15 protein-coding genes are annotated in these 21139 nt (G+C 52.9%); 7 read left to right on the top strand and 8 right to left on the bottom strand.

Going from position 1 to position 21139, the window contains the following annotated elements; all coding sequences use genetic code 11:
* Positions 1-73 precede the first annotated feature (73 nt).
* The 5 genes from FW415_RS19675 (at position 74) to FW415_RS19655 (ending at position 8669) form a co-directional block, all read left to right on the top strand.
* A complete protein-coding gene (locus FW415_RS19675) occupies positions 74-673 on the top strand; it encodes an RNA polymerase sigma factor (protein ID WP_148388452.1) in 600 nt (199 codons plus the stop codon).
* Between the two features lie 118 nt (positions 674-791).
* Positions 792-1931: a FecR family protein gene (locus FW415_RS19670; RefSeq protein ID WP_168208904.1), complete on the top strand. Its 1140-nt coding sequence runs from the start codon at positions 792-794 to the stop codon at positions 1929-1931.
* A 236-nt stretch (positions 1932-2167) separates the two neighbouring features.
* Positions 2168-5407: a TonB-dependent receptor gene (locus FW415_RS19665; protein ID WP_148388447.1), complete on the top strand. Its 3240-nt coding sequence runs from the start codon at positions 2168-2170 to the stop codon at positions 5405-5407.
* A gap of 28 nt (positions 5408-5435) precedes the next feature.
* Positions 5436-6881, top strand: a complete 1446-nt coding sequence (locus FW415_RS19660) for a RagB/SusD family nutrient uptake outer membrane protein (protein WP_148388446.1) — start codon at positions 5436-5438, stop codon at positions 6879-6881.
* A 99-nt stretch (positions 6882-6980) separates the two neighbouring features.
* Positions 6981-8669 carry an FAD-dependent oxidoreductase gene (locus tag FW415_RS19655; protein WP_210420740.1) on the top strand — a complete coding sequence of 563 codons (1689 nt, stop codon included), beginning with the start codon at positions 6981-6983 and terminating at the stop codon, positions 8667-8669.
* Between the two features lie 98 nt (positions 8670-8767).
* Here the strand turns inward: FW415_RS19655 and FW415_RS19650 are convergent, their stop codons facing one another.
* Genes FW415_RS19650 through FW415_RS19635 form a run of 4 tightly spaced genes read right to left on the bottom strand, consistent with a single transcriptional unit; the run spans position 8768 to position 11422 of the window.
* On the bottom strand, positions 8768-9427 hold the full coding sequence (locus FW415_RS19650) for a response regulator transcription factor (RefSeq protein WP_148388444.1): 660 nt from the start codon (positions 9425-9427) through the stop codon (positions 8768-8770).
* A complete protein-coding gene (locus FW415_RS19645) occupies positions 9420-10202 on the bottom strand; it encodes a sensor histidine kinase (protein WP_148388442.1) in 783 nt (260 codons plus the stop codon). Before FW415_RS19645 ends, FW415_RS19650 begins: the two co-directional genes overlap by 8 nt.
* Entirely contained in the window at positions 10178-10840 is a 663-nt protein-coding gene (locus FW415_RS19640) for a hypothetical protein (RefSeq protein ID WP_148388440.1), read from the bottom strand. The genes FW415_RS19645 and FW415_RS19640 overlap by 25 nt, the downstream gene beginning before the upstream one ends.
* Positions 10841-10843: 3 nt before the next feature.
* On the bottom strand, positions 10844-11422 hold the full coding sequence (locus FW415_RS19635; RefSeq protein ID WP_148388438.1) for a hypothetical protein: 579 nt from the start codon (positions 11420-11422) through the stop codon (positions 10844-10846).
* Positions 11423-11663: 241 nt separating this feature from the next.
* Here FW415_RS19635 and FW415_RS19630 point away from each other — a divergent pair, with 241 nt between their 5' ends.
* Positions 11664-11990: a hypothetical protein gene (locus tag FW415_RS19630; protein WP_148388435.1), complete on the top strand. Its 327-nt coding sequence runs from the start codon at positions 11664-11666 to the stop codon at positions 11988-11990.
* A gap of 34 nt (positions 11991-12024) precedes the next feature.
* The gene (locus FW415_RS19625; protein WP_148388433.1) at positions 12025-13623 is read left to right on the top strand and encodes a hypothetical protein; all 1599 of its coding nucleotides are present in this window, start codon (positions 12025-12027) and stop codon (positions 13621-13623) included.
* A gap of 12 nt (positions 13624-13635) precedes the next feature.
* On the opposite strand, the gene FW415_RS19620 is transcribed toward FW415_RS19625, so the two are convergent.
* The 4 genes from FW415_RS19620 to FW415_RS19605 all read right to left on the bottom strand — a co-directional run bounded on the left by FW415_RS19620 (position 13636) and on the right by FW415_RS19605 (position 21129).
* Positions 13636-17427 carry a glycosyltransferase gene (locus FW415_RS19620; RefSeq protein ID WP_168208903.1) on the bottom strand — a complete coding sequence of 1264 codons (3792 nt, stop codon included), beginning with the start codon at positions 17425-17427 and terminating at the stop codon, positions 13636-13638.
* Positions 17424-18716: a glycoside hydrolase family 2 TIM barrel-domain containing protein gene (locus FW415_RS19615; protein WP_210420739.1), complete on the bottom strand. Its 1293-nt coding sequence runs from the start codon at positions 18714-18716 to the stop codon at positions 17424-17426. The genes FW415_RS19620 and FW415_RS19615 overlap by 4 nt, the downstream gene beginning before the upstream one ends.
* 173 nt (positions 18717-18889) lie before the next feature.
* Entirely contained in the window at positions 18890-20209 is a 1320-nt protein-coding gene (locus FW415_RS19610; RefSeq protein WP_168208902.1) for an IPT/TIG domain-containing protein, read from the bottom strand.
* Between the two features lie 11 nt (positions 20210-20220).
* Positions 20221-21129 carry a phosphodiester glycosidase family protein gene (locus tag FW415_RS19605; protein WP_210420738.1) on the bottom strand — a complete coding sequence of 303 codons (909 nt, stop codon included), beginning with the start codon at positions 21127-21129 and terminating at the stop codon, positions 20221-20223.
* Between the last annotated feature and the right edge of the window lie 10 nt (positions 21130-21139).

Raw genomic sequence — 21139 nt, 5'->3', positions numbered from 1 at the left:
TTCCCTGTGTTTCTTTGCCCGATTAGCCGGTTTTTTGTAGCTTTAACTAACCAACCATGCAAATTCCACGGTATTGACAGCGCATATTTCATATTACGATGACAAAGAACTGCTGATTCGCCTTTCGAAAGGGGACGAGCAGGCTTTTGCGTTGCTGTATGACCGCTATTACCGGCCTGTGGCGCAATTCATTCAGCAACTGGTCAAATCGCCCGCACTGGCGGAAGATCTGGCCCAGGAGACCTTTATCAGTCTCTGGGAAGCGCAACAGCAGTTTGCGAACGTGCAGTCGCTGAAGGGATATGTATTTATCTCCGCACGCAATCATGCGCTGAATTGCCTGAAACGGGCTTCATCCGAACTTGCGGTGAAGGCAGAGATCATCCATCATTTTTCAGCACTGCGCAACGATACAGAAGAAGGTATGCTCACCCAGGCATACCTGGACCATTTTTCCCGGATACTGGAAACCCTGCCGCCGCAGACCCGGAAGGTATTCCGTCTTTGCAGGGATCAGCAGTACAGTTATGAAGATGTGGCCCGGCGCCTGGGCATCTCCCGGAATGCTGTCAAGAAGCATATGGTAAGGTCCATGAAAACGTTGCGATCCGCCGCAGAAAGGGACCTGGGCATTTCTTTCGGCCTGCTCCTCACTTTTATACACCGCCTTTAAATTTTTTTTTCTCCCCTGGGGTACCCTCAGCACCGTTTTTTTTGTCGTATAGTTACAAGCTGCCGCTAAGCCTGCGTGATCGGGTAGTGTTGCAGTGTAGCATATTGTCATGAAGCCCATGGAAGAAAAAGCATTTTATCACCAGCTGGTGGAAAGATATATGAAGAACCAGGCCTCGGATGAGGAGCTGGAAGTTTTTTTTCACCTGCAGCAGCAGGGAGTGCTGGATGAGTATATCATCGCGTATATGGACCGGTTGCCGGATGACGCAGGAAAGGAAATGCCGCTAAAACGGCCTGTCCTGCACAGGATGTGGCTGGCCGCGGCTGTGATGGGCGCAATTTTACTGGCCGGCGGTGGTTTTTACCTGATGCAGCAGCGGGAAGGCCCGCAATCATTGATCGAAAATATAACTACCCTTCCGGAGGAGATACCGCCCGGATCCGACAATGCGGTGCTGACGCTCGCGGATGGCTCTACCATTACGCTGGACAGCACAGGCGCCGGTTCCCTGTCCAAACAGGGCCATACCATTGTGATGAAACAGGCCGGCGGAAAGCTGGCTTACCAGGTGGAGAATGAGGCCGCGGGCATCGTGCAGTATAATACCCTCACCACACCCAAAGGGGGCAGATATGAAGTGGTATTGCCTGACGGTACTGCTGTTTTATTGAATGCGGCTTCCTCCCTGCGGTTCCCGGTGGCTTTTCCGGGAAAGGAAAGGGAAGTGGTGCTGAACGGCGAAGCGTTCTTTGAGGTGGCGCCGAATGCGTCCAGGCCCTTCAGGGTGAGGCTGCTGCAGCCGGATGGTGCGCCGGAAAGAACGGTGGAAGTGCTGGGCACAAGTTTCAATATCATGGCCTACCAGGATGAGCCGTTCATTAAAACCACCCTGGTAACAGGAAGTGTAAAGGTTACCAGCCGGAGCAGGACGACCATGCTTTCACCGGGCCAGCAGGCAGTGATGGACAGGGCGTTGCCGGAGGATATCCGGGTGGGCAAGGCCAGCCTGGAAGAGGCGATTGCCTGGAAGAACAACGAATTTTATTTTTCCAATACAGACATCTACAGCATCATGCGGCAATTGTCCAGATGGTACAATGTAGAGATCAGTTATGAAGATTCCCTGCGCGTTTTTCTCAACGGGAATATCCGCAAGAGCGTCAACGCGTCGCAGGTATTCAGGATGCTTGAGTTAACGGGAGAAGTGCATTTCAGCACTACGGGGAGAAAGGTGACGGTAAGCGGCCGGCGCTGATCCAGGTTCCACATCGATATATACATCATAAATACACCACGTATGAAAACATAAGCTTCTGCCACGCATGAAAAAGCCGGGACATCGGAAGTGTTCCCGGCCGATCAGGTGCTTCATTAAAAATTCCGGACAGAATTCATCATTCCACACCTAAACTTTTTAAAAGTATGCAAATTTATGCACGCTGCAAAGACTATTGCATAAAGCGCTCTTACCGATCCAAAATCTTATGGCGTATGCGATTAACAACCATCCTTCTGCTGACTTTTCTTATGGAATCAAGCGCTGAAGGCTTTTCGCAACAGCGGATCACCCTTTCCAGGAAGGATGCCGCCATCCGGCAGGTATTCCAGGATATCCGCAAACAAACGGGCTACGATTTTCTCTACAGCAACAAAGTGCTGGCTTCTGCCAGGCCGGTTTCCGTTTCCGTACAGGATGCCACGCTGGATGAGGTGCTGCGCCTGGTCATGAAAGATCAGCCGCTGGCGTACAACATCGTGGAAAAGACCGTGATCGTCAAATTGTATGAACGTCCCGCTACACGGGATACGGTGCCATCCATACCGGTCAGCGGACTGGTCAGCGATGACAAGGGGCAGGCGCTGCCCGGGGTTACGGTGCAGGTAAAAGGCACTTCTGCCGGTACCGTCACGGATAACGACGGGAAGTTCAGCATCACCGTGTCCGGCAGTGACGCCGTGCTGGAATTCTCCTACCTGGGCTTCGCCCGGCAGGAACGCCCGGTAGGCACAACAACGGTTTTTAACATCACGCTGCAGCCATCCAATGAAGGATTGAACGAAGTAGTGGTAGTAGGTTATGGTACAGTGATGAAAAAAGACCTTACCGGTTCGCTGACCCAGGTGAAGTCCAGAGAGATCAATGCCGTGCCTGCCGCCAACGTGTTGCAGGCGCTTTCCGGCCGCGCCGCCGGTGTACATGTGCTGCAGAACAACGGTTCGCCCGGTGGCCCGGTGAGCGTACGGATCAGGGGCACCAACTCCATCATGGGCAGTAACGAGCCTTTGTATGTGGTGGACGGTTTTCCGGTGTCCGGTACCAATCCAACCGTGCTCAACAATATGGACATCGAGACCATCGACATCCTCAAAGATGCGTCCGCCACAGCGATCTACGGTTCCCGCGGCGCCAACGGCGTTGTGCTCATCACCACCAAAAGAGGGAAAGCGGGTAAAACGAAAGTGGACTTCGAAACCAGCTACAGCACGCAATCCCTGCGTAAAAAACTGGACCTGATGAACGCAAAGGAATATGCCATTTTCTATAATGAAAGGGCAGTGAACGATAACCAGCAACCCTATTTCACGCAGGAACAGATCGATAATTTCGGGGAAGGGTATGACTGGCAGGACCTGGTATTCCAGACCGCTCCCATGCAGCTGACCAGCCTGAACGTCAGCGGCGGGAATGAAAAAACGCAGTTCTCCCTTTCCGGCAGCGTATTTGCACAGAACGGCATTGTAAAGGGCAGCGATTATAACCGCTATTCCCTGCGCACCAATATCAATCATGAGATCAGCAAAAAGTTCAGCGTCAATTTCTCCGGCACCTTCTCCCGTTTGCAGACAGACCGTAAGGATAGTCGCGGTGGAAGCCGGGGCAATTCCATGATCGCCGCGGCTATTTCAGCGCCGCCCACGCTGACGCCTTATAACGATGACGGCTCTTACCGGGTACTGGCAACGGCTTATCCTTTCATCGCAACAGATCTTATCAATCCCATCAATTTTATCAATGAGCAGACGACCAGCACCAAAGCGAATGTGGTACTGGCGAATGCCGCACTGATCTATCATCCGCTGCCTGATTTTACCGTGAAGATCTCCGGCGGCATAGAGAACCGGGACGACCGGACCGACACGTACACCACCACCCGCTTCGTCAATTCCCAGGGTGTGGCCAGCGTGGGCGCCAGCCAGTTCACCAGCCTGCTGAGCGAGAACACCATCAGCTATAATAAAACCGCAGGCAAGCACAATATTGCAGCTGTAGCGGGTTTTACCTACCAGGACTTTCTGACCACCTTTGTCAACGGCAGAGGCGTTGGCTTTCTGAGCGATGCGTCCCAAACCTATGATCTGGGAGCGGCCGATGCGCCGGGCATACCCGGTTCAGGGTATGCAAAATCAGCCCTCGTATCATTGCTGGCAAGGGTGAACTACAGTTACGACAATAAATACCTGGCAACGATCAGTTTCCGGCAGGATGGATCTTCCCGTTACAGTGAGGGCAATAAATGGGGAGGGTTTCCTTCCGCAGCCATTGCATGGCGTGTTTCGGAGGAAGATTTCCTGAAGGATATCGGTTTCTTCTCAGACCTGAAGCTCCGTGCCAGCTGGGGCTATACCGGCAGCCAGGCCATCAGTCCATATGCCACGCTTAACCAGCTTGGCTCCGGGAAAACCGTGTTTGACGATGCGCTCGCCACTACCTACGCGCCCGGCACCGTGTTGCCAGGTGACCTGAAATGGGAGACCACCGAACAGAAGGATATAGGGTTGGATATCGGCATACTGGACAACAGGGTAGTAGTCACCGCGGATTATTATGTAAAGACGACAAAGGACCTGCTCAACAATGTGATCCTGCCATCTTCCATGGGCTTCCAGAGAACGGTGCGCAATGTGGGCGAGGTCAGGAACCAGGGATTTGAGTTCGGTGTGGATGCCAGGATATTGACCGGTGCATTTAAATGGGACCTGAACACGAACATCTCCATGAACCGTAATAAAGTGCTGAAACTGTATGACGGCGAAGATATCCTGGGCGGAAGCGTGAATGCCGTTGTTGTGAGCGATATCAGCAACATCCTCCGGGAAGGCCAGCCGATCGGCCGTTTCTGGGGATACCTGGAGGACGGGTATGACGACAATGGCCGTATCCGTTTTGTGGATGTGGATAAGGACGGATCGATCACTGCGCAGGACAAGACCTATATTGGTGATCCCAACCCGGATTTCATCTATGGCATCAATTCGAACATGTCTTACCGCAATTTCTCCTTAAGCATTTTTATACAGGGTTCGCAGGGTAACGACATCTTCAATATCAGCTCAATCGGCAATACGATCGATTATGGTTTTGGCCTGAATATGCCGCGGGAGGTCTACGAGAACCACTGGACGCCTTCCAGTCCGAATGCGAAATATCCCGTCATCAGCTATAACACTACGGTAAGGGCATCGGACAGGTTTGTGGAAGATGGTTCCTACATGCGGCTGAGAAATGTGGAACTGGGGTATGACCTTCCGGTACAGAAAGCGGGGATCAACTGGCTGCGAAACCTGCGGATATACGCCAGCGGGCAGAACCTGCTCACGTTCACCAAATATTCCTGGTGGGACCCGGAGGTGAATTCCAATGGCGGCGAGAACTCAACCGCACAGGGATATGACAATTACAGTTATCCCACAGCGCGATCTTTCACCTTCGGCATCAGGGCCGGTTTCTAGAATCACTTGAACGACTAAACGATGTGCCATGAAAAATACCAGAGATATATTACTGAAGTTTATATTGCCGCTATCGCTGATTTCCTGTCAGAAATCGCTGGAGGAGCGGCCGAAGACAGTGGCTGTTGAAACTTTTTACAATACCAGGGAAGAAGTGGAATCAGCCGTGAATGCGATTTATACGCCCCTGCGGGCCAATACCATACCCAATTATATTGCCACGCTGGAATGCCAGTCGGATTACGGTTATGGCCGCGGCAGCTGGGCGCAGATGAACGAATACCAGGGATTGAATGATGTGAATACCACCCGTGTGAGCGGGTTCTGGAGTGATTTTTATCTCAGCATCCGGAACGCCAACTTTGTGATCCGCAACGCCCCCAACGGCAACGCCATCAGTGAAACGGACATTACCCGGTACGTAGGTGAAGCGCGTTTCCTGCGGGCGTTCAGCTATTTCCATCTGGTCCGTAACTGGGGTGGTGTACTGCTCCGCACGGAGAACAATATTTCGGAAACCGATCTGCCTAGAAGCACGCCGGAAGAGATATACGCACTGATCCTGGAAGATCTGGAAATAGCGGAAACGGACCTGCCGGACAATGCACCGCAAACCGGGCGCCCCTCCAAATGGGCGGCCAAGACCCTGCTGGCGGATGTGTACCTGCAACTGGAACGTTACGAGGATGCAAGGGATAAAGCGCAGGAAGTGATCACTGCGGGCAAATACGCGCTTGTACCGGTGGCCAGTACCGCTGACTATCAGAAAATATACGGCCCGGCTGTGATCACCACACCGGAAGAGATCTTCTACATGAAATATATGCGGCAGGACGGACAGGGCAACTACATGCTCTGGATCACCAATCACCCAAGTACCGGTTACTTCAACTTTGGCGGGGCTTATGCTATTTATGGCGACAACCGCAACCCCGTGTACCAGACCTGGGATGATGCCGATTTCCGGAAAGGGCTATGGAACAATATTAATATCGGGCTGGGCGCCAATTCGCTCGTGAGCAGCAAGTACCGGGACAATCAGGCGGTCAGCCAGCGGGGCGCGGGGAATGATCTGCCCATTTACCGGTATTCCGAATTGCTGCTCATCTACGCGGAAGCCGCCAGCCGCGCCGGCAATGGGCCTACTGCTGACGCCATGGAAGCGCTGAACAAAGTGCATCGCCGCGCTTATGGCTTCGATCCGGAAACGCCCTCGCCGGTTGATTTTAACTGGCAGGATTATAACGCCGGCAGTTTCCTGGACCTGGTGATGAAGGAGCGCAGCTACGAATTCCAGTTCGAAGGCAAACGCTGGCTGGAGCTGAAACGTACCGGCAGGGCAGAGGAGATCATCATGGCGGTGAAAGGTCTTTCTATCGCCGAGAAAAATTATCTCTGGCCGATCCCGCGTTCGGAAATGAATTACAATAAGGCGCTGGATCCTGCGCAGGACCAGAACCCGGGGTATAATTAAAACATGAATTGATGCAATAACATTCCATCTGCCCCGTGAAAAATTATATTAACAGATGCAATAACATTCCATCTGACCCGTGAAAAATTATATTAACAGATGAAACATAAAACAGGAATTGATCAACAAAATGCCGGCGCCGGACAGGACCGCCGTACATTCATCCGTTCATCCCTGCTCGCAGCAACGGTACTGCCGCAGTTGTTTTCAACAGGTAAAGCCAGTGCCGCCGATTTTGTGATGAAGCTGAGCGGCCTGCAGCATGATTTTGATGTGGTGATATATGGTGCCACACCCGCCGGTATTGCCGCAGCGGTAGCAGCGGGCCGGGAAGGGAAACGGGCTGTGCTGATAGAACCGCTTCCGATAGCAGGAGGCGTGATGAGCGGAGGGCTGAGCTTCAGCGATTCCAACCAGATGGCCCGCGAAGCGCTGAAAGGAATATTCGAGGAATTCCATCTGCGGGTGGAAAATCATTATACCGGCAAAGGCGTCAAATTGCCATACAGCGTCAGCGTAAAAGATAACAAGCCATGGACGTATGAACCGCATGTAGCAGAACGCATTTTCCACCAGATGCTGGACGAAGCAGGGGTGACAGTGATGTTGGGCGAAACGTTGCGCCGCGTAAAGCGTAAAGGCACGGCCATCCGGTCGCTGCGCACCTTGTCCGGCAAAACATTCTCCGGAAAGGTGTTCATCGATGCGAGTTATGAAGGTGACCTGATGGCCGCCGCCGGGGTGAAATACCGGGTGGGCCGCGAAAGCAGGGACGAGTTCAATGAACCGCTGGCCGGCGCCATCTATCCGAAAAAACCGGTAAAGCTGGATGTGTATGATGCGCAGGGGAAACCTTTGCCGTACATCTCCACCACCCGCCTGGCCCCCGAAGGGCAGGGGGATAACATGATCATGACCTACAGCTTCCGCTTCTGTTTCACCAGGGATCCCGCCAACCGCGTACCCTTTACGAAACCGGAGAACTACGACCCCGCAGCATATGAACTGATCCGCCGCTACCTGAAAGCCTATCCGGATACGGAACGCCTGATCGATCTTTACCCGCTGCCCGGCAATAAGCTGGACGGCAACAATGGCATCGGGCTGCAATTGTCAATTGGACTGGTAGGGCTGAATGCCGGTTATCCCGACGGTTCGGCGCGTCAGCGGCAGGCTATATGGGACGCACATACGGAATATTGCAAAGGGCTTTTTCATTTCCTGACAACCGATCCGGACATACCGGAGAAGGTCCGGAAGCAGATGGACGGACTGGGTTATGCAAAGGATGAATTCACTTCCTTCGGGCATTTTCCGCCTGTGTTGTATGTGCGGGAAGCGCGAAGAATGGAAGGAGAATATTTTCTAACGGAGAAGGATATACTGCATGATCTGGCGAAGCCGGATTCCATAGGCATCGGTTCCTTCCCGATAGATTCTCACGATTGCCAGCGCATTGCCACGGAAGATGGTTTTATCAACGAAGGCACCATCTTCCCGAAACATCTGAAAACAAGGAAGATCGGGCCGCCTTACCAGATGCCCTACCGCGCCATTACGCCGAAAGCGGCGGAGTGCAGTAATCTGCTGGTACCGGTATGCCTTTCTTCTTCGCATGTGGCATTCTCCTCCGTCAGGGTAGAACCGGCATGGATCGTGCTTGGGCAGAGCGCGGGCATTGCTGCGGCACTGGCAATAGAAGAAGGCGTAACGGTGCAGCAACTTGATTATGCGAAACTGGCGGCAAGACTGGAGAAAGCCGGGCAGGTGCTGAAATTGCCGGCCTAGGGTGTTGCAAGTACTTTAGTCATGCTATTAAGGGCTGTATCAAAAGTAATGCGATCTTGATACAGCCCTTCTTATTCCGTTTGCTGTACGCTATTTGCTCAAAGCACCACCAGGTTATTCTTCACCGCATACATCACCAGTCCCACACGGGTGGAGACATTCAGCTTCCGGAACAGCGCTTCCCGGTATCCGTCCACTGTTCTTTCGCTGACGAACATTTCTTTGGCGATCTCCTGGTAGCTTTTTTCACTGCAGGCCTTGCGGATAAAATCCAGTTCACGTTGCGACAACTTTACGAAGGTATTCAGCGGCGAGTTTTCATTCACCAGCTGGGTAATGGATTGCATGACCTTCCGGGTGATGAGATCGTTGAAGAAAAAGCCTTTCGCGCATACTTCGGAAAAGGCGAGTTTCAGCTCATCCGGTTCGGCATCTTTGAGGATATAGCCTTTGGCGCCGTGGCGCACCATTTTAATGATGGCGATCTCGGATTCCATGGTGCTGAGCGCCAGCACATGTATATCCGGATGATGGGTACGCAGCCAGTCGGCCGTTTCATACCCGTCCATTCCGGGCATGGTCACATCCAGGAGGATAATATCCGGCAGGCGCTGATATTTCAGCCGCTCGATCATTTCCCGGCCATCGGATGCCTCAAACAGCACTTCATGCCGGGGGAACAGGTTGATCAGCGCTGCCAGGCCTTTGCGGAACATGGTATGATCGTCTACAATAGCGATATATCTGGTATCAGGCATATGGTGCGGTTATGTGAATGGATGTTCCTTCCGCGGGCTGGCTCGTGATGGACGCCGTACCACCGATCAGGCGCGCCCGGTTGAGGATATTCTGCAGGCCAAGGCCTTCTTTTTTGCTGATCTCCTGGTCTACATCGAACCCCGCGCCATTGTCCCGCACTACGATATGCAGGCGCTCCGGAAGGTATGAGAAGCGGATATCAACGCTGGTAGCGCTGCTGTGTTTGAGGATATTCTGCAGGGCTTCCTGTATCATGCGGAACAGCAGGAGTTTGGACTGGGGGTTAACCGGTTGTTCGGTATCTTCTACGGTAAAGCCGATGCTGATCCCGGCGCGTTCCATCCGCCGTATCTCTTCCCGGATATTCTCGGTCAAACTGAAAGATTGTATCCTGTCACTGCTCAGGCTTCTGGCAATGTTGCGCAATGCGCTGAAGGCGGTGCCGATCGTTTCTTTTACCGCTTTGATATCCTCCGGCCCTTTAGCGGCCTGCTGCTCCATGATATTCAGCTGCACCTTGGCAAAGCTGAGCAACTGGCCTACATTGTCGTGTATCTCCTGGCTGATGTTGTTAAAGGTTTCTTCCTGCATTTCCAGCCGCGATTGCAGCAATTGTTTCTCAAAAGCATCCTGTATCTGCTGCTTTTCACGCGCCATCTGCATCTTCTTGTTGTTGTAAGACCATATCATCACCAGGAAAAGTATCCCGATGAAAAGCAGTACCACCGTTATGGCGATAATGATGATGATTATCTGGCTTTGACTGTCTTGCATAATATAAATGCGTAACTGTAACACAGGTATAATATGATATTCGGGACGGGCATGATGACTTTGTACAGGCTTTTTCCCCAAAGCATCACTTTTTGCGCCTGCAGGAACTGCTGCAATCCAAGTAATACCAGCGTGATCAGGGCAAAAAGCAGCAATCCTGCGTTGATCCAGAAATAGGGGTCTTTCCAGAGACTTGACTGTATATCTTCTTTCAGGGCCAGCCGCAACAAGACAAAGCAGGAAAGCACAATGGTGACGATCTGTATCAATATTAAGGAAAAAGTATTGAATACGGCCGGTCCCTGCAAAAACAGGTAGTTCAGTACGATCACGAGCAAACACATAAAGGCGATGCCGGTGAAGGTATGCCGCTCGTTCGGCCGGAGCTGCAGCATTTGTCCAAACAGGTAAAGCCGGAGCGGTGTTTCCAGCAGCAGGTTGTAATTGTATATCGCATGGTTGGACAGCCAGGGGAGCCAGCCCAGCATGCGGTAATTGGTGCCGGTGATCTCTATCAGGTTAACGATCAACAGCATGGGCAGAAACATGGACAGCCGGTATCTACCAAGCCCGCTGTAGCAAATGATTGCCAGCAGCAGGCTTAGTAACTGGAAGTATTGGTAGGTGTAAAGTTGCATGGGTCAGGGTTCTAATCCGCCGAGGTTATAGGCAAATTCGTCGTCTCTCAGCGATTGGGTGGAATCTGTGGAATAAGGAATGACAAAAGCTGTGATCCTGTTCAACCTGCTTCCCCTGGCAGTGGGACTATTTGGGAAATAAGTGCTCAGGAATGCAGGCGTGTAAATACCGAAAGCCAGTTTGAAATGGACCTCTCCGGTTCTGCCATAATACCGGCGCAGCATCCACTCCTTGAATTTGAAGCCGTTGAATTTGACGGCATAGGTAATGTCCATCCTGTTGTTGATAACAATGGGCGGGCTGAAGCTGGAGTCTTTATGCAGTATCCCGCGTTTTTTCATTTCTTCCTCGTAAAGGGCGATGCATTGCCTGGCTTCTGATAGCCGCACTTCCTGCCCATCGTCATCCGCTCCTTCGAACATCTTCGCGAATGCCTCATCCTGCAAAAATGCCGCCCGGTAGGAACTCAATGAGTCCTGCAAAGCCTTCTGACCACCGCTATCAGGACAGTTGCGGCAGCTGGTTAAAAAGAGTACGCCAAGGGATAAAAAGGCGCCTGCAAAAAGGTGTGTTGTTTTCATGATGAAGTGATTGAGGTTTAATGATGGGATCAATTTAGGCCGGAGTTTTGAACCGGGAAAAGGGATAATGCCTGGGATTTATTCATTTGATTGATAATCAGTATGTAAACTTAATCTAAAACGGGCAGAAACGGGAACTTCGCTCAGTGCACCGTGGAAAACACCCCCCTTTAATACCGTGTTTTCCCCGTTGACGGCCTTTCACGGGTAAGGTAGCTTTGAGACATAAAAATCTCCCACTATGAACAAAGAAATGCAAACCTTCAAGCAATTCAAGGAAGAGTTGGAAAAAAACTCCGAGCTCCAGAACGAATTTAAGGAAGATCCTTTAAAAGCTGTTCAGCAGTTTGAACCAAAGAACCCCCGTAATGATGTATGGGTCTACCGGTTGGTGGTGTCCGCCCTTGGAGCGGCGATCCTCCTGATCATTCTTGGCGTCGTTGTGCTGATGCTCAATGACAGTGTCGATGGAGATGGCAAGTTGCCGACCATTTTCACCGCCATCGGGTCCGGGGCCATTGGCGCACTGGCCGGTCTGCTTGCGCCCGCTCCGCAGCGGGCCGAATGATCCGCTGTATTCTTCATTCCCTAAATCTTCTCTTATGAAACACATGTTACCGGTCCTGCTGCTGGCCATTATAAGCAGTCAGGCTATCGCGCAGGACGATGAAACGCTGCGGCGCCTGCATGGCACCGTGGTAAAGGACAACCTCCTGCTCCGCTGGAACGACGCGACGGATGAATTTCAGTATGTGGTGGACAATGATACCGCATTGTGGCGAAGTGTAAGGAAAAGTACCTTGTACAATGCCCGGAACAATCACGGGAATACCGTCGGTTTTCACATACGGTTTTACAACCCGCTGAAATATGTGACCAAATCCAGTTTTACGGATGTGGAAGACCCGGTGTACCAGGCATTGTCGCAGTTCCTCTCCAATCTGCCGGAAGGAGAGGCGCTGGCCGGAGCGACGGTAGCGCCGCAGCTACAGGAGGGAATGAAGTTAATGGCCTTTGCAAAGGCCACAAAGGAGGAGAAAAGGAGGGTTTCGCTGGATGACCTGGAACAGTTCGAGGCAACGATCCTGCTCTTTCAATGGGCGGAGGAATTTACAGGCAAGGTGGACTATGACCTGTTGCAGTCGGATGTCGCCAGTTTCAACCTGTTCAACGCCCTGGTAAAGGACATCAACCTCCAAACAAAAAAGACCGAAGACTATCTGTTCCGCGAAATATCCATTTCTCTCAATAGCGGAACGGAGAAGAAAGTCTTCAACAGCTGGGTCACCGGCGAGAAGCAGATGTTGTTCGACTGCCCGGCGGACGTGGACCTGTTCAGCAGCAAACTGGGCGATGCAGATGCCGTTCTGCAGGCGCTGCAGCAGTCCCGCAAGGATGCCGAAGGGGCCTTGAAACACTTGCAGCAATTGCTGACGGACGATTTTAATGCGAAGATAAGGCCGCTTATAAGGGAGGATGAGAAGGAATCATTCAGCCGCTATTCTTCATCTGCCGCATACTGGCTCGGAATGAATTTCGCCGGCAAGGCAGATCCGCAGAAGGAAGTGCTGACGAAATACGATCAGCTGGTGACACGGCTGAAAAAATTCACCGGGGATTTCATGACCGACAAGAAAGGCTACCGCCTGGAAAATGCACCGTCCTTCGACTGGAAAACGCAGACCATCCGCAATTTCGTGTATGAAATAAGGGAACTGGATATCGAAGGCAATGAAGTAGAAAAATCCCATCATACCTGTGAATTCACCATAGCCAAGGATCAGGCCATCGTGCCGTTTGTATCCACCGGCGCATTTTACACCGGCTTCAGTTATCCCAATTACGCGATAGCAGAAGAGGAAGGCATCAGGCGGGTGGCGGAAACCGGCGCTACGCATGTGCGGGTACGGCCTGCGGTATTCCTGAACATGCTGTTCAAAACGCGCAGTGACTGGTTTTATCCTTTCCTGCAGGTAGGTCTGTCTACCGGTGTGAATGATTTCCTCGTACCCTTCGGCGGCGGCCTCGCGATCAGCAACCGGTTCTCGTTCAGCGGCGGCGGCATATTGGGTTACCGGAAAGACCTGACGGACCTGAAGGTAGGCGACCTGGTAAAGGATGATGCGGAGCTGAAGAACGATATGAGCAATCGGGGCGTGGTGTCCTGGTTCATATCGCTGAATTATAATTTTATGCGGTAGGGAAATTGCAGGTCACTCGTTTCCTGCATACCAGCTGAGCGGCGTATTCAGGGTAGACTGCACCGTTTTTACCCGCATGCCGCTGACCGCCTGCAGGTACAGCCGGTAATGATCGGGGTTTTCGGGGATGCTGACGGTAAGGGATGGGCCTGTCCCGAGTTTTTCAAGGAATATGGGATTGCCGTAACGGTCTGTTTTAACGAGGTGCCACTCAAACTGAAGGTCTTTTCCGGTGGATGCGGGTAGCTGCCATTCGCCCTGGTCAAAGATCAGGGCATGGTAGGTCAGCCGGCTGCCCGGGTAAGTCACTTTGGCCGGGCGAAGGATACGGATGTCAGGCAGGGCTGGTGATGGTAGTGTTTTTTGCCAGGATACGGCCAGCTGATAATAAGCCGGCTTGTACCTTCCCCAATGGTCCAGCAGCCCGTCGAACGTAACGAAATCGCGCGTTTCCTGGTCCTGCCACGACACCATGAAAGCGGACGGGGCCTTGTCCGGCAGGCTGGCATAGATATCCGCGGATACCTGGCTCAGATAGTGCGGAATATTTACATTCCGGAGGGTAGCGAGACCGGATGAATCCCTGTCGATCACCACGCCGAAAGCATCCGCCTCCGGCAAGGCCTGATGCAATGTGTGCAGCGTGCCGGCGATATCTTCCGTGAGATATACATCAAGGGTCAGCAGCCTGCCGGGGTCTATTGTCCTGATCCTGGCCGTGAGTTGCTGCAGCCATGCCAGGCAATGTTGCTGGTGGGCCTGCAGGCCTGGTTTATAGTAACGTTTGGCCAGTTGCTGCCAGGGATTATTGCCGATATTCCAGGCTTTGATGGTGCTGTCATGTTTCAGTTCCTTTACCTGCTGAATGATCGATTCCTCCAGTTTTGCCAGTGTTTCGGCGGTGTTGTGCATATCGGCTATTTCCGGTATCCAGAATCCGTAGTGAACATTGATGTGCAGGTCTTTCGCCTCCCGCAGGATGCTTCTGTCATATACCCCGGGTCCGTACCTGCGGATCGTATTCGCTCCCAGGGCTTTCATGCCCCGAAGGTCTTTGGCGATCCTCCGCCTGGTCAGCGCATGCAGGTTCCTGAACCAGTTTTCTCCCTTGTGATAGTTCAATCCCCTGATGGTATCCGGGAACGTCAGGCGCCGGGTTTGGGTGGTTGGATTGTTGGGGATGCGGATACCGGATGTGAATTGCTTGTTAGTGACTGGGACCTGTTTTTGTTGTGCGGCAAATACCTGTTCCGGTTGCTGAAGGCTCCAGTCCAGCACATTCCCTTCCACCGGCCGCAGGATATTTTTATCCCTGTCACTGTCAAAAAGCACGACGGCCCTGATCTCCGGGAAGTTGCCGGAGACCGAACGGAATGCTTCATCCAGCCATTGCGTCTGCCTGCCTTCGGCCGCAAGGGAGCCCATCTCTGCTATCATTACGGGAAGGCCTGAACGAAAAACAGGTTGCTGGTGGAAAGGGGTATAAAGCTCCCGGAAGGAATAAGAGGTTTCATTTTCATTATGCTGACCATAATTCAGGCAGGTGACGCCGATCCAGTCCACGTACGTCTCCCCGGGAAAGTAATCCGCTGCGGCACCGGGGCGCCAGGGGTTCCATACCCATATAACATTGTCAACCCCTTCCTGTGCAAAAAAGTGCCATACATATTTCCAGGCTGCTTTGAATGCGTCGGGCGTATTGTTGCCGGTCGCGGACCAGGGATATGCCGGATTGTCCGCTTCATGCGCAAAGCGTAAGAACACAGGGCGGTTCAGTGCTTTTATCCGGTTGGCAAATTGATGCAGATAGTCATCAAAAAAACCGGAATGGATATAGGAAAATATCCGTTGTTCTCCGGCCAGTTCCTTGTTGGCGGTTGTGCGGTTGAACAGTGCCGCCCAGGGTTCCCAGGTGATCATCGGCATGGCGCCGCTGCTGTAGATCCGCTGCAGCAAAGAATCCTGCGGGTAACAACCGGGAGCATCGCCCCAGGGGATGTACAGGGATATGATGTCAAAACGGGCATTGTACCGTTGCTGATAATCTTTGATCCTGGCGGTAGAGGTAAGGCCGTCGGTTTCACCGGGACTATATATTCCGGTATAGAATGCACCTTGTCGGTATGCCGGCGTGTTTTCTGCCGCCGGCTCAGTGCTGGTTCCCGTAGCGTACCAGGTGATCAGGACAGATAGCAGCAGGAGGGAAAGCCCCAGCTTTCTGAAGCCTGTGTACAGATGCAGGTGCCTGAACAGCCAGAATTGTTTCTTCAGCAGCAGGGGATAAACAAGCACTGTTCTTACCCAGCTGAATTGTGCCGACAGCCGGTAGACCCTCAGGCTGGCCAGGATGTTGAATGCCATGATCAGGCAGTTGATGCCTGCAATGCCCGCCATCACAAGGGAATAGGGGTTCATATCGTACCACAATCCATAAATGATGGCGCCCAGAGATATCAGCAGTACCAGGATATTTGGTATGTTGAGTTGCCAGTTATCCGGCTCGCTGTCGTCTTTGGGCGTGGGGATGTAGGGCACCTTTTTGCGGATCAGGGTATAAACAACACCGAGGATATAGATCCACCAGGTGCCGATGAAGAGCAGGCCACCGACGACGTGGAACCCTCTTTCCGTCTCTTCCATCACCCATCTTTGTACATAGTGGCGGATCAGTACAATGGAAGCCACGGCTGGGAGGCCAAACAGTGCAAAATCGATCATGTCCACCTGGAAAGGTATCCGCCCTGTCAGCAGTGAAAGCACAGGGATCAGGAAATTGATCAGGAAAACGATGCCGGAAAAATACAGCAAGGGGATAGTGCCGTAATGTATCCGCTGTCTCCATGTAAAATGCCGGAATAGCCGTGGATAGGAGGTGACCAGGAGTTCCAGCGTGCCGCGGGCCCATTTCAGTTGTTGCGTATAATATGCCGAGAGGGTAGAAGGCACCAGCCCCCTTGTAAGTACGGCAGGTACGTAAACTGATTTCCAGCCTTTGGCATGTAATTGCATGGCGGTGTGCATATCTTCCGCGAGGCCGGCTGCATGCCCGCCGATGGAGTCAAGCGCCGCTCTCCGGAAAGTGCAGTTGGCGCCGATGGCCAGCACTGTGCCGTAACTATTCATGGTGGCCATGATAGGGCCGTAGAATTGAAATGTTTGCTGCGCCGCCCCTTTGGCTACGAGGCTGTCGCCCAGGTTGCTGTAGGCCTGTACGATCTGCACAAAACCGGTTTCCGGATCATTGAAGTGCGGTACAATGGCATCCAGGAAATCCGGAGCAGGAACATGGTCCGGGTCCATGACCACGCAAAGCTCGCCTTTAGCCTGCCGTAATGCATTATTGATATTTCCAGCCTTGGCATTTTCATGGGTATAGCGGGTGACATGCGTTACACCCAGGCGCCGGCAGACTTCGATCAGGTAAGGGTCATTGGCTTCGTCGCAGAGATATGTCGTATGCGGGTAACGGATCGCCTGAATAGCTGTCAGCGTTTCCTCGATCATGGAATACGGTTCACCCGGGCAAAATGTTGTGAGTACATCTACCGTAAACGGATACCGGAGCTCGGGTGTGGAGGGGACCGAGATCGAGAAATAATGATACCATTCGTGCAGTATCCGCAGGCAATTGAAAACAAGGCACGCCATCAGTATCCAATAGAACGGGGCATAGCCGATCTGGCCCTTGTCAAACAGGCGGTACAGCAGGTATATGATGCTGCAAACGCCCAGAAGGATCATCAGCCGCAATGTGAGGCGCTCTTTCCGCGAAGGCGGGGTGATAGGTGCCGTTTTTTTGATCATTGGCCTGTTACGTAAAAAGGTGTGTTGGTGCTTGCGAAATTTCCATAGTTGTCAAAAACAGTGGCAAAGATCCGGTAAGGCCCTTCTTTGGCCGGTGTACGGAATACCGCTTGCAGCTCCCGCGCGGAAAGCTGCAGGCTGTCCGGAACGGCAGGCTTTCGCGTATTGGGCTCGTACCTGTTCTTCGTGTACCAGTCTTCCTCCAGTATTTCCCAGCGAACATGCAGGGAATCTCCGGATATGCCGTCCGGCAATACTTCTGCCGTCTGTGTTGTACCTGGTCTGAAAATGATATTGTCCATCGCTCCTTTGCCGTTCAGCAGCATGTATTTTAATGCCGGAGCTTTGTGCGGCGGCATTTTGCCGGTCCACAGATACTGCATCTCCTGCACCGTTCCGGAAACCGCGCCTTCTTCCGAAAAGAGGCTGAACCAGGTGTGCGTACCTTCCTGTTTGCTGCCCCAATAAAAGATGCAGGCGCCGAGGAAGCGGGGATGCTCCACCGGCATGAATTGTTCGTACAGTTGCCGGTATTGTTCCGCCTTTTTGGTGCTGGTATTTTCCACGGGAGCGCCCCATGCGGTGGACGCGGATTCCCAGGGACCGTTGATGCCCCATTCGGAAACGAGGAAAGGGCCTTTCCAGAACCAGGAAAATTTATCGAGATTGTGCCGCAGGCGGGGCAGCTCACCAAATATATTGAAGGAAACAAGATCGAGCCCGGTCACTTTAAAGCGTATGTTGTACAGGCACCGGCGGTTAAAGTTGATCAATGCGGTGGTAACGGGATGGTCCGGGTCCTCTGCATGGACCATTTTCAGCAGGCGGTTATAAGCTTTGTAAAATTTCCTGAACCGCGGGCTGTAGGGAAAGTCTATTTCGTTCCCAAGGCACCACATCAGCAGGGCGGGGTGTGCCCTGTATCGTTGCACGATATCCCTGAAGGCGGAATACTGATGGGTTACTCTGGCGCTATCGTTATAAAAGGGGAGGTAGTTGCTGGATGGCATGGGAAACCCTGCAATGACGGCAATATTGTTGGCATGCGCTTCATCGAGTATCCGGCCAAGGTCCAGCGTGTCCCATGTACGGATGGTATTTCCCCCGGCATGCCTCAGGTACTGCAGCTGCTCAAACCCCGCCGCACCTTTGATAACATAAGGGCTGTCATTACGGTAAAGCACATATTTTCCGTTCTCTTCACTGATGTACACCTTCCGGTGTTGCTGCGGTGCAGGAACGGTGGTGCAACCGGTAATCATCATGATGGTGACCAGGAAAACAGTCAAACAGATATTGGTGATTCGAAATCGCGGTTTATTCATAAGAAGGCCGGCCATCAGGTAACATTTCTCCGGCACTAATATAGATTTTTTTTCCGTTGCAGCAGGGATCGGCCATACAATAGAAAACCGGCATGCTGTCTGCAACATGCCGGTTCTTTGTCGATGAAGCACATGGTTTATTTGACCAGGGATATCCTGCGGATGCAATGGTTGCCAAGGTCGGCCACGTAGATATTGTCTGCAGCATCTACACAAACATCCACCGGAGACCTGAACTGCGCGGTAATGCCCGCGCCGTCCGCCAGGCCCTGGCTGGTTCCGGCAATGGTGCTGACACGCATGTCCGTATCGATTTTCCTGATCTTTGCATTATTGAGATCGGCAACAATGATATTGCCTTTGCTGTCCGTTGTAATGCCGTAAGGGTCCGCGAACCGGGAGAGCAGCGCTTCTCCGTCGCTGAAGCCCTTCGTGCCATCTCCCGCAACGGTGGTCACAACACCCTGGGGCGTGATCCTGCGGATGCGGTGGTTCAGCCGGTCCGCTACCAGCACATTTCCTTCCGCATCTATGTCGATCCCGCTGGGATTGCGCAACCGCGCTTCCGCGCCGGTGCCATCCGCAAATGCCGCCGTGCCGTTGCCCGCAATGGTGCTCACCGTACCATCGGGCGCGATCCTGCGGATGCGGTGGTTCAGGTTGTCCGCCACATAAATGTTGCCTGCGGCATCCACGGCCACATCCAGCGGCTGGTTGAAGAGAGCGGTATTGTTATCGCCGTCAGCAAACCCCGCGGTCCCGGTTCCGGCAATAGTGCTGACGGTGCCATCGGGTGTGATCCTGCGAATGCAATGATTGTCCCGGTCCGCTACAATAATATTACCGGCTGCGTCCACGGCTGAGCGCCAGGGAAGCCTGAACCGGGCATTGCCGGCACCGCCGTCCGCATAACCGGCCGCATCGGCCCCGGCTACAGTGGTCATGGTCCCGCCGGGTGTGATCCTGCGGATGCGGTTGTTGCCCCGGTCTGTGATCACCAGGTTGCCGGCAGCGTCCATCACTACGCCTTCGGGGCTTCTCAGCCGGATGTCCGCGAGGGCGCCGTCCACCGACCCGGCCGTGCCGTTACCGGCAAATATCTTTACAGTGTATTCTTCCGGCGCTTCAGTATAGGTGAATACCGGCCCTGTTATATCCGTATTACGTACTGATAAGGTGATCGGGCCGGTGCTGCCGGATGCAGGGCTTACCACCTGCAGCTCTCCGGCCGAAGCCTCGATCACGATGGCCGCTGCACCATTGAATTGTACCATATTTTCCGTACGCACAGGGCTGAAGTGTTTGCCGCGGATCGTTACAATGGTGGACGGCGTGCCTTCCTGCGGCCATACGGTTTTGATGACCGGAACGGCCGCCGCTTCTTCACCATCTTTCTTTTCACAGCCATGTGTCAGTATGCAGGCCAGTATAAGCAGACAAATATTCAGTTGCTTCATGTTTTTCAGGTTTAGGGTTTGGAAACGATCAGCCATGCATTGCCTACGGCGCGGTTTGTTCCGTCGGAAGGCCGGTTGCGTACCTGCCATACTTCCGCAAGCGGATGGCGGATCATGAACGTTGAGGAACCTCCACCGTCTACATTGATGGCTTTGGTGGCGCCGCAGGCTCTCAGCATTTCACCCAGCCGGGTAATGGTGATGCCATTGGAATAGTAAAAACTGCGCCCGTCCACCACCGCGAAATACAGCTTGCCATCCGTATTCAGGCCAATGCCCGTGCGCGGCTCTATGGTGAGATCTGTTTGCGGCAGTATCATATTGTCTTTCACCAGCATCGGCCCGCCGCCGAGTGCGTCTTCCAGCTCATCCTGTATATTCACGAAGTCACTGCGGTCTCCCATGAACAGCGTTCCATCTTTACGCACACCAAGGAAACTGCGGCTGCGCTCACTGGCCCAGGTGGTCTTGATGACCTGCCCGTCCTTCACATAGATGCCGCGCGGTTCCCCTGCCGTGCTGAAGAAGTCCGCATTTACGCCGGCGATTACCCTGCTGTCTGCCGAATGCATGTATTTCGCCATCTCCGGTACGGTTTGCAGCGCATAGGCGGTATTGTTGTAGGGAGACGCGGCTTCCAGTTTGAGGGAAGGATGGCGCGTATCTATTTCCAGGATATACACATGCATGGAATATCCTTCTTTGCTCAGGTAATGGATATCTGTTTCCTGTATGCCTTCGCTGACCTGGAAGAGCGTATCGGAGAATACCTGTGCAATGAGGTCTGTACTGTCTTTTATCTTTTGTGTAAGCGGACTTTTGATGGTCACCGCCGGTATCTGTGCCTGGGTGTCTTTCCTGCAGCTTGCTCCCGCCATACCCAGCAGGAGGAGCAGGGCGAAAAATCTGATGGTATTCATGTCATTGCTT

The sequence above is a fragment of the Chitinophaga sp. XS-30 genome, from assembly GCF_008086345.1.
GTDB lineage: Bacteria > Bacteroidota > Bacteroidia > Chitinophagales > Chitinophagaceae > Chitinophaga.
The sequence above is the reverse complement of the archived record's forward strand: the minus strand, read 5'-3'. Positions and strand labels throughout refer to the sequence as shown.